This window comes from bacterium, from assembly GCA_016873475.1.
Classification (GTDB): Bacteria; Krumholzibacteriota; Krumholzibacteriia; order JACNKJ01; family JACNKJ01; genus VGXI01.
Genome location: VGXI01000418.1, coordinates 1 through 1,547 on the forward strand (window position 1 = coordinate 1; position 1,547 = coordinate 1,547).

A 1,547-nucleotide genomic window follows, 5' to 3' on the forward strand; every position below is an offset into this window, starting at 1 on the left:
CCCCCCGAACACATCGCTGCACTCGATTACTGGAGCCGGGCCGCTGCCGTCCCAGGAGACCCCGAACTGGTTCTCGTTGAAGGCGACGATGCTGCGGGTGAGGGTCAGTTGGCCGCCCCCGCGCATGGCAATCGCCGCTGCCCCCCACCCATCTTCACCAAAGGCGAAGTTGCACGACTCGATCGACAGCGCACCGGGCGCCTGGAAATCGACGGCCCGGCCGTTGCCATCGAAGAGGCAGTCCCTAATGGTGACACTCGGGACGATGAGCGGGCCATCGGTGCGGGCGAGAACTGCGAGCCGATTCCCCATGAACTCCAAACCCTCAAGCTCGACGTGCCCCGCTACTGCCAGGTACAAGCCGCTAAGATTATCGAGAAAAGCCACCTCGCTGAAGGTGGGGATGACCTCTCCAAAACAGGAAAGGCCAGCCCCATAGCCCTCAGCCCAATTCCCGACGAACTGGACACGTGCAAACTCAGGCCGGCCGAAGCCCCCGCAACACATTCCACCTCCCGCCGGACTCGCGTTCGCTTCGAAGAGTACGTCAGTCAAGGTCGGCGACGAATCGTTGCAGTAGATCCCTCCCCCGCAACCACCGTAATACATGGGCCAGTTCTCTAGGAAGATCAGGTCGGAGAGGATTGGATTTGTGTCTTCTAGCCACAGCCCAAGCGTGCAGCGCTTGATCGTCAAACCCTTCACGACCACGCGGGGTTCGCTCATCCCGATCAGCACCGGCCCTCCGCGCAGCCGTTCCCCATCTAGGATCGTAACCTCCCGGCCCTCGCGCGAAACGATGACCAGACCAATCGGAGGGATTGACAGAGAGACATTTGCGCTGCCGGTGTAGGTTCCGCGGGCGATGGAGACGGAGTCGCCAGGGGCGCAGGCATCGATCGCGGCCTGGATGGTGGCGAACTCCTCCGGAACCAGGTGTGTGCTGCCTAGCGCACTGCCGTTCAGGGCGGCAATCACCGCGACCAGTGGCCCGAGCGCCCGCCAGATGACCACCCCTACCGGCCGATTCGAAGACAACGGCGGCCTGCGTTGAGTGCGTCCAGATTCCCCTAGACCTGCCCCTTCTCCCGTCATCGCTTCGCCCTCCCTTCCAATTCCCACGCCGAGGTGCCTCAGGGCCTCATGGCCTCGGATTCCAGCTCGCCAAGCTCGCTCCCCCCGACGGAGTATAGCCCAGGGCCGATTGCACGGAGCAACTTGTCGACTCGAATGCGGTACTATCCTGGCCTTGACCACTTTACTATCGCGCAATACCTTGGACATCCTTGACCGGAGGCGCTGGCGGAACCGTCCAGGGGGGGCCGTTCATGAGGCTAATCGCGAGGAAGGAACCGGGCGGCCGGCGCCGCTGGGGGGGCCGCTTCGGCGCCGCCGCCTTCCTGTTCTTCCTCATCAAGGGACTGCTCTGGCTGCTCCTGCCCCTGGCGATCGCCTTCTGGGGCTTCCTCGGCTTCTGAAGGGAGAGACCGTGTCCGCCACGATCATGGAGCGTTTGCGCGAGGAGACCCGCGACCTGCACGCGACGG

At 63.7% G+C, this 1,547-nt stretch carries 1 protein-coding gene; it reads right to left on the reverse strand.

Translation table 11 applies throughout. The features are described from left to right. Positions 1-1,014, reverse strand: a 1,014-nt coding sequence (locus tag FJ251_16300; GenBank protein ID MBM4119261.1) for a hypothetical protein, incomplete at its 3' end; no start/stop codon positions are given. Positions 1,015-1,547: the final 533 nt, after the last annotated feature.